Below are 8,991 nucleotides of genomic sequence, written 5' to 3'. Positions count from 1 at the left end.
AAGGAGGAGGTGACGGCCAACGGCCGGCGCCGGGGGACATTTGCCCAGGCCCCTGCCCGCCCCGGCGGGGCCCCTCAGCTCGCAGAGAGTCCAGACGAGGAAGCGCTTTGGAATCCGAACGCCAGGCAAAAAAAGACCCGGCAGAGGGAGGGATCTGCCGGGTCCGGATTGCGCGGGGGGAGGGACCCACGCAATGAGCGTTGCGTCGCGTCAGTGGTTGCTCGCGTCCGCCGTTGATTCGTTGTAGCCGTGCACCAGTTCGGACCAGGCCTTGCCGGCCTGCAGGCCGAGCCCGACCACGTCCTGCTGGGCCTGGCCGAGCCGCTGCAGGTTGTCCTGCCACAGCTGTGCGCCCTTGTTGAGCACCCCGGCCGCGTCGTCACTGCGGGCCAGCTCGCCGAGCCAGCCGCCGGTCGCGGTCAGGTTGCGCTCCATCGCCTTCAGCTGCACCCCGAACATGCTTTCCGCGTTCTCCAACGCCAACCGGTTCGCACGCGTTGCCGCGGCGGCGAGCTGGCGGGTGGCATCACTGAAGCGATCGCTGAAGGCGGTGGCCATGGGGGCATCAGGGAGTGGCTTGATGCAGTGCAGCATACGCCGTTGATGCGGCAATGCAACAAAAATAACAAAGGCGCCCACGGCGCCTTTGAAACACCTTTCAGATCAATGGGTTGATCAGGCAGTGGGGCCGCGGTAACGGCACCCCGACGTGCAGGTTTCGTGCACGGTGATCTCGCTCAGCGCCGGCAGGCTCGGCTTGAGCTCGTTCCAGATCCACACCGCCAGGTTCTCGCTGGTCGGGTTCTCCAGGCCGGGGATGTCATTGAGGTAGTGATGGTCCAGGCGGTCGTAGATCGGCTGGAAGGCCGCCTTCACGTCGCCGAAATCCATGATCCAGCCGGTCTGCGCGCCAGGCTCGCCCTCGACCTTCAGTTCCACCCGGAACGAGTGGCCGTGCAGGCGCGCGCACTTGTGCCCCGGCGGCACGTTGGGGAGGCGGTGCGCCGCCTCGAGCATGAAGACTTTGAAGATTTCCATGGCGCGATTGTACGCCGCAGGTGGCCGGCCAGCCTGAGCGGATGTTGGGCTTTCGTGAAGTAAGTCTTTTCATCCGGATGAAGAGATGATAGTTTCTCTTATATCCGTATGAAGAGATGTTATTGGCCGGACCCCGGCCGGGCATGGACTACTGCGGAACTTCGTCGCCCTTACCACCTCCCCCACATCGTCATGCCCAAGCACACCCTGCTCGTGGCGGCCCTGGCCGTCGCTCTGGCCGCGCCTTTGTCCGCCGCCGCCGAAACCTCCGCCGACGCCAGTGGCGAAGCCAGCACCCTGGCCGCCGTGCGCGTCACCGGTTCCAACATCAAGCGCACCGATACCGAGGCCTCCAACCCGGTGCAGGTGATCGGCCGCCAGCAGCTGGAACAGACCGGCAAGGCCACCGTGGCCGATGTGCTGCGCTCGATCTCGGCCAACACCGGCAACGCCAGCAACGAAACCACCAACAACGGCTGGGCCTCCGGCTCGGCCGGCATCGGCCTGCGTGGCCTGTCGCAGAAGAACACGCTGGTGCTGCTCAACGGCCGCCGCCTAGCCAACTACGGCTTCCCGGCCGGCGGCCTGTCCGACACCTTCGTCGATCTCAACGCGTTGCCGCTGGTCGCGGTCGAGCGCATTGAAGTGCTCAAGGACGGCGCCTCGGCGGTGTACGGCTCCGATGCCGTGGCCGGCGTGGTCAACATCATCACCCGGCAGAACTTCGAAGGCGCCGAGATCGGCGGCAGCTTCGGCGGCGCCGACCAGGGCGGCCTGCACGAGCAGAACCTGAAGTTCGTCGGCGGCCTGGGTGATCTGGACACCGATGGCTACAACATCCTCTTCAGCCTGCAGGGCTACAACCGCGAACGCCTGGATCAGGACGAACGCAACCTGACAAAGAGCGGCATCTACACCGACAAGCCCGGCGGCCGCTGGAACGGCTGGTCGGCCAAGGGCGCGCGCTACCTGGTCAACGGCGTGTCGGTGCCGATGCTCGATGCCAACGGCAACTGCCCGACCGGTACCACCCGTGTTGCCAGCGCGCCGATCGACGGCCTGGCCGGTGATACCTGCGGCTTCAACCAGGCGCCGTTCACCACGCTGATCCCTTCGACCAAGCGCTACCAGGCCTATGCCAATGGCACCTTCCGCCTGAACGACAACGTCGAAGCCTTCGGCGAAGTGCTGTACAGCCAGATCAAGAGCACCGCGTGGTTTGGCAGCAGCCCGTTCTTCACTCTGGAGAGCGGCCGCTTCGCACTGAACGCGGACAGTGGCCTGGCCGAGCCGGTGTCGTCGCTGCTGCCGGCCAGCAACCCGTACAACCCGTACGGCCGTGCAATTCCGATCGAATACACCTTCTTCGACCTGGGCGGCACGCTCAAGACCAACCGCTCCACCGCCTACCGCGGCGTATTCGGCCTGCGTGGCACCACCGCGAAGTGGGACTGGGAAGTCGCAGCGTTCGGCGCGCGCAGCAGCGAGCGCGAGAGCGTCTCTGGTGGCTTCGCCAACCGCTGGGCGCTGGCCGATGCGCTGGCAACGGGCAGCTACAACCTGCTGAACCCGGCGGCCACGCCGCAGTCGGTGCGCGACTCGATCAACATCGCCACGCTGCGTCCGGCCGAATCCAAGCTGCAGGGCATCGATGCCAAGATCTCCGGCAGCCTGGGCCACACCTGGGCCGGCGAGATCGGCTTCGCTGCCGGTGCCGAGTGGCGCCGCGAGAAGCTCGATTCCAACAACCCGTGGCAGATCGACGCCGGCCTGCAGGTGCGCCCGGCCATCGCCGAAGTGCACGGCAAGCGCCAGGTCAGTGCGGCCTACGCCGAAGTGAACGTGCCGCTGGCATCGACGCTGGAGCTGTCCGCTGCCGCGCGCGCCGATCACTACGATGATTTCGGCGACGCGTTCTCGCCGAAGATCGGCCTGCGTTGGCAGCCGCTCGACTTCCTGCTGGTGCGTGCCTCCGCCTCGAAGGGCTTCCGTGCACCGTCGCTGTCGGAAAACTCCAACAGCACCAGCATCGCCTACGGCAGCGTGGTCGATCCGCGTGACCCGGACGTGCCGGGCTCGCGCCAGAACCCCACCTTCTTCACCGTCGGCAACAACGAACTGAAGCCCGAGCGCACCAAGAGCGTGAACTTCGGCGTGGTGCTGTCGCCGTGGGCCAACACCAACCTGAGCGTGGACTACTACCGCATCCAGCTGGACAACCTGGTCGGCACCAACAACACCCAGACCCTGGTCAACGACAACGTGGCCGGCGCCGTGCAGCGCGATGAGCGCGGCAAGCTGCAGGCGGTCTACAACCGCTACCAGAACCTGAGCGAGCTGAAGACCTCGGGCATCGACGTCGAGCTGCGCCAGCGCATCCCGACCGCTGCGCTGGGTGACTTCACCGTGTCTTCGGCCTATACCCACGTGCGCGACTACCGTCGCCCGACCGTGGTCGGTGGCCCGCTGGTGGACTATGCCGGCAGCAACCTGGGCGCGACCCTGCCCAAGGACAAGGCCACCACCACGCTGGACTGGAAGTACGGCGACTTCAACGCAGCCGTGACCTGGTACTACACCAGCAGCTACCGCCAGGAAGCCAGTACCGCCGCCAAGGCCGTGCAGCAGCGTGTCGGCAGCTACAGCCAGTACGACCTGTACCTGGCCTACACCGGCATCGACAAGCTGACCGTGTACGCCAAGGTGCAGAACCTGGCCGACAAGACGCCTCCGTACGACGCCTCGTTCCCGGGCATCCGCGCGCCGTACGACTTCAGCCAGTACGACCTGCGTGGCCGCTACTTCACGCTGGGCTTCGATTACCGCTTCTGATCCATCCGCCGCGGCCGGTCACCTGAAGGGACCGGCCGCGCGACTGTCTGCCGTTGTGTTCCAGGGGAGTCATCGTGTCCTTGCATCGCCGTGCCGTTCTTCCGTTGCTGCTTGCCGCCGCCACCGCACTGTCCTCGCCGCAGCCGGCGCAGGCACAGAGCGCGTACTTCTTCCCGCAGGTGACCGACGCAGCGGCGTTCGATGCAGCGGTGCCCACGCCGGAGCAGTTCCTCGGCTACCCGATCGGCAGCCGTTACACCCGGCACGACCAGCTGGTGGCGTACTTCCAGGAACTGGCGAAACGCTCGGACAAGATCAGCGTGCGCGAGATCGGCCGCAGCTATGAAGGTCGCCCGCTGCTGATCGCCACCGTCACTGCTGCAGGCAACCACGCGCGGCTGGAACAGATCCGCCAGCAGCACGCGACCCTGGCCGATCCGGCGCAGCCGCGCAGCGCCGCCGGTGACAGCCCGGTGGTGGTGTGGCTGGGCTACAGCGTGCATGGCAACGAGACCTCCAGTGCCGAAGCGGCGATGCTGACGGCGTACTACCTGGTGGCCAACCACAGTGCCGAAACCCAGCAGTGGCTGCAGCAGGCGGTGGTGCTGTTCGACCCAGCGCAGAACCCGGACGGCCGTGATCGTGCCGCCAACTGGCACAACGCGTGGGCCTCCGATCCGGCTTCGGCCGACCCGGCCGACAAGGAACACGTCGAGCCGTTCCCGCAGGGCCGCACCAACCACTACTTCACCGACCTCAACCGCGACTGGCTGGCCCTGACCCAGCAGGATTCGCGGCCGAAGGTGGTGGTGTTCCACCAGTGGTACCCGAACGTGCAGATCGACTTCCACGAGATGGGCAAGGACAGCACCTATTACTTCGAGCCCTCGCCGAAGAGCATGCACAGCCCGCTGATTCCAGCGGCGTCGTATGAATTCAACAAGACCCTGGCCAAGTACCACGCGCAGGCGCTGGATGCGCTGGGCTCGCTGTACTACACCGGCGAGAACTTCGACAACTTCTCGCCGGTGTACGGCTCGACCTATCCTGATTTCCACGGTGCCGTCGGCGTTACCGTCGAGCAGGCCAGCTCGCGGGGCCGCGTGCAGGAGTCGATGAATGGTCTGCTGACGTTCCCGTTCACCATCCGCAACCAGGTGGCTACCGGGCTGGGCACGGTGCGCGGCGCGGTAGCCGAGCGCAGCGGCCTGTTCGACCTGCAGAAGCAGTTCTTCCTGAGCGCGTTGAAGCAGGCCGCACAGCAGCCGGTGAAGAGCTTCGTATTCGGCGATGCGCATGACCCCGCATTGACCCGTCGTTTGCTGGAACTGTTGCTGCTGCATCGCATCGAGGTGCGCGCGCTGGATCGTGACGTCAGTGTCGATGGTCAGCGCTTCGATGCCGGCAGCGCCTACGTGGTGCCGGTGCAGCAGGCGCAGTTCCGCCTGGTGCATTCGATCTTTGCCGAGACGCCGCCGATCAAGGGCGATGTGTTCTACGGCAGCACCAGCTACGCGATTGCACCGGCCTACGGTGTGGCCTTCGCCGGTAGCCGCAGCCGTATCGATGGTGGCCCACGGGTGACCGCGCTGCCGGCCGAGCCGGGCGTGGTGCTGGGGGGCCAGGCTGGATTCGCCTACGCGATTGACTGGCGCGACTACAATGCCGGGCGCGCGCTGGCCGCGCTGCAGGGCAAGGGCGTGAATGCACGCGCGGCATTCCAGCCGTTCACCACCGCGACCGCGCAGGGCGAGGTCAGCTTCGCCGCCGGCAGCCTGGTCATTCCGGTCACTGGGCAGTCGCTGCAGGGTGCGGCGCTGCTTGAGGCAGTGACATCCGCCGCACGCGAGGCAGGTGTACAGGTGCACGCGCTGTCCAGTGGCCGCAGCCGCGAAGGCATCGACCTCGGCAGTGACGGCGTCAAGGCGCTGCGCAAGCCTGCGGTGGCACTGGTGATGGGCGAGGGCGTGGCCGCCACCGAAATCGGATCGGCGTGGTTCCTGTTGGACCAGCAGCTGCACCTGCCGGCCAGCAAACTGGACCCGCAGCAGCTGGGCAAGGTGCCGCTGGACCGCTACACCACCATCGTGCTGTCCGGTGGTACCTACACCGGCGTCGATGCCACGGCTGTGGCTGCACTGAAGCGCTGGGTGCAGGCCGGTGGTTCACTGGTGACCTACGGCAGTGCCTCGAAGTGGGCGATCGAACAGAAGCTCGCCGACGGCGAGGCGCTCGGCAAGGAAGAAGATGCGGCTGACGAGAGCCGTCGCGCGTTCGGCGATCAGCGCGACATCGCTGCGATCGAGCGGGTCAGTGGCAACATTCTCAGTGCCGACGTGGATACCAGCCATCCGCTGGCATTCGGCGTGCCGCGCCGGCAATTGGCGATCAACAAGGAGAACACGGTGACGCTGCAGCCAAGCGCGAACCCGTTCTCGACGGTGGTACGCATCGACACGCCACCGCGGGTGAATGGCTATCTGTCCGAGCGCAACCGGACGCGGGTGGCGGGCAGCGCGTGGCTGCTGGTGTCGGCGCAGGGGCAGGGCAACGTGGTGCTGTTTGCCGATGATCCGGCGCATCGCAAGTACTGGCACGGGACGGATCGACTGCTGATCAACGCGGTCTTCTTCGGGAATCTGGTGAATCCGAGTAAAGCGCGGGGTTGAGGCTTTGCGCGCCTTGATTGATGCGTGTGGGGGAGGCCGGGCGGGATGCGCAGGACACGCCGTAAACCCGTCCTTGGGGGCTCGATGGCGCCTTGCTCGTGTGCGCTGTCCTGCGCACACGGCAAGGCCGGGGTTGGGCGTCCTGCCCAACCCGCCCGAGGCATGCCTCGGGCCCATGGCGCCAACGGTCCTGCGCAGCCCACCCGGCCTCCCCTCGACGGTTTCCTGCGGGCGCGGATGCATCGAACCCCAAGGCAGGAGCAAGGGCAAAAGCAAAAGCAAAGCCAGGAATTGCGACTTCGGCTTTTGCCTTTGAATTTGAATTTGAATTTGATCTTTCTTCTCCCGGCTACCCGGCGGGAGAAGAAGGCGCAGGCAATGCTTGAAGCGGATGGGCATGGGGGCAGCGCAGAACCGTTGGCGCCATGGATGGCGCCATCGAGCTTACATGGACGTATTTACAGCGTGTTCTGCGCTGCCCCCATGCCCATTCGCCCTCGGTACTGCCACCGCGTGCTTTATCACCCGGTAGCCCGCAACAAAAAAAAGGACGGCGCGTCAGCGCCGTCCCTCGATAGCCCCCGCGCAGCGGGAAGCACCCTCCATGTCAGCTGGGATCAGCTGGCGCGACCGCCGCCGCCACCCTGGCCGCGGCCACGGCCACCACCATTGCCACCACCGCCACGACGCTGGCCCTGACCGGCGCCTGCGCCTGCACGCTGCTGGCCATTGCCACCGCCCTCGCGACGGCCGCCACCGGCCTTCTTCGGGCCCGCATGCGCATGGCGCGGCGCATCGCCGTGCGGACGGCGCGCGTGGCTCTTGCGCGGTGCGCGCTCGCCGGTATCGTGCTCGGCCTTGCCCGGCGCGCTGTTGCCCCAGCGGATCGGCGTCTGCAGCTCGAAGCCCGGCACATCGCGGATGTCCATGTCGCGGCCCAGCAGGCGCACGATCGCGCGCAGCAGCTTCACTTCATCCTGCGCCACCAGCGAGATCGCCTGGCCGGTTGCGCCGTTGCGGCCGGTGCGGCCGATGCGGTGCACATAATCTTCGGCCACCATCGGCAGGTCGAAGTTGATCACCTTCGGCAGCTCGTTGATGTCGATGCCGCGCGCGGCGATATCGGTGGCCACCAGCACGGTCACGCGGCCGGCCTTGAAGTCGCCCAGCGCACGCAGGCGCTGGCCCTGGCTCTTGTTGCCGTGGATCGCCGCGGTCTTGATGCCGGACTTTTCCAGGAACGTGGCCAGCTTGTCGCTGCCGTGTTTGGTGCGGGCGAACACCAGGGTCTGCTCGCGGCTGTCCTGCGCCAGCAGGTGCAGCAGCAGGTCGCGCTTGCGGCCGGCATCGACCGGGTGCACGCGATGGGTGATGGTTTCGGCAACGGTGTTCTTCGGCGTCACCTGGATCTGTTCCGGGTTGCGCATGAACTCCAGCGCCAGCTGGCGGATGTTGTCCTCGAAGGTGGCCGAGAACAGCAGGGTCTGGCGGTTCTGCTTCGGCAGCTTGGCCAGGATGCGCTTGATCGACGGCAGGAAGCCCATGTCGAGCATGCGGTCGGCTTCGTCCAGCACCAGCAGTTCAATGCCGGACAGGTCGATGCTGCGACGCTCCAGGTGGTCGATCAGGCGGCCCGGGCAGGCCACCAGCAGGTCCACGCCACGGCGCAGGATGTCCAGCTGGTTGCCCATGCCGACGCCGCCGTAGATGCAGGCGCTGGGGATGCGCAGGTACTTGCTGTAGCCGCGCAGGCTGTCATGCACCTGAGTGGCCAGCTCGCGGGTCGGGGCCAGGATCAGCGCGCGCGGCTTGCGCGGGCCGCTGCGGACTTCCTGCGAGGCGGTGCCCAGGTGCTGCAGCAGCGGCAGGCCAAAGGCAGCGGTCTTGCCGGTACCGGTCTGTGCACCGGCCAGCAGGTCGCGGCCGGCCAGCGCCAGCGGGATCGCCTGCTGCTGGATCGGGGTCGGGTTTTCGTAGCCCTGCTCGGCAAGCGCACGCAGCAGGAAGGGCGCCAGGCCCAGCGATTCAAAAGACATTGAGATTGCTCCAAGTACAAGAAACGCCTGTCCGAACGGACAGACGGGGGCAGATCAAACTGATCGGCTGACTCGGAGCGTTCCCGTGAACCGCGCTGCGAGAATTGGGTGCAGCCGGCACGAAGCGCAGGCTGGAATGCGTGACGAACGGCGTCGGAGTGGGGGCGGGCGAAGAGGGCGGACCCAGGTCGCCGGCGGTCCCGGAGGGAAACGGACGGCCGCTGCAGACCCTGCAAGTCTAAACGATGTTTGAGACTTCACGCAAAAAGGCCTGTTCAGGTAGGGGGGGCTCTCTGCAGGGCTGCGCCCTGCACCCGCAGAGGCCGAAGCAACGTCAACGTCAACGTCAAAAGCCGGTTTCCTGAGGGATGGCGGGGTGGGTCCGGTTGCGGGGGGCGCTGCAAGTACCCCTCCGG

At 66.5% G+C, this 8,991-nt stretch carries 5 protein-coding genes; 2 read left to right on the top strand and 3 right to left on the bottom strand.

Features of this window, described 5'->3' with window-relative positions:
- Nucleotides 1-210 precede the first annotated feature (210 nt).
- Together QRO95_RS24430 and queD are read right to left on the bottom strand one after the other, a co-directional pair.
- Nucleotides 211-558: a phasin family protein gene (locus QRO95_RS24430; protein WP_285303658.1), complete on the bottom strand. Its 348-nt coding sequence runs from the start codon at nucleotides 556-558 to the stop codon at nucleotides 211-213.
- Nucleotides 559-675: 117 nt separating this feature from the next.
- Nucleotides 676-1,038 carry a 6-carboxytetrahydropterin synthase QueD gene (gene queD / locus QRO95_RS24425; protein ID WP_005407953.1) on the bottom strand — a complete coding sequence of 121 codons (363 nt, stop codon included), beginning with the start codon at nucleotides 1,036-1,038 and terminating at the stop codon, nucleotides 676-678.
- 192 nt (nucleotides 1,039-1,230) lie between these two features.
- On the opposite strand from queD, the gene QRO95_RS24420 reads away from it, so the two are divergent.
- Nucleotides 1,231-3,870 (top strand): TonB-dependent siderophore receptor, encoded by a 2,640-nt coding sequence (locus QRO95_RS24420; RefSeq protein WP_285303657.1) that lies wholly within the window; start codon nucleotides 1,231-1,233, stop codon nucleotides 3,868-3,870.
- Nucleotides 3,871-3,944: 74 nt separating this feature from the next.
- Nucleotides 3,945-6,539, top strand: a complete 2,595-nt coding sequence (locus tag QRO95_RS24415; RefSeq protein ID WP_285303656.1) for a M14 family zinc carboxypeptidase — start codon at nucleotides 3,945-3,947, stop codon at nucleotides 6,537-6,539.
- Nucleotides 6,540-7,156: 617 nt separating this feature from the next.
- Here QRO95_RS24415 and QRO95_RS24410 read toward each other — a convergent pair.
- The gene (locus QRO95_RS24410; RefSeq protein ID WP_285303655.1) at nucleotides 7,157-8,575 is read right to left on the bottom strand and encodes a DEAD/DEAH box helicase; all 1,419 of its coding nucleotides are present in this window, start codon (nucleotides 8,573-8,575) and stop codon (nucleotides 7,157-7,159) included.
- Between the last annotated feature and the right edge of the window lie 416 nt (nucleotides 8,576-8,991).

This window comes from Stenotrophomonas maltophilia group sp. Smal13 (genome assembly GCF_030236855.1).
In the GTDB taxonomy this organism is placed as follows: domain Bacteria; phylum Pseudomonadota; class Gammaproteobacteria; order Xanthomonadales; family Xanthomonadaceae; genus Stenotrophomonas; species Stenotrophomonas maltophilia_A.
Note: the sequence above shows the minus strand (reverse complement) of the source record. Positions and strands in the feature narration are given on the sequence as shown.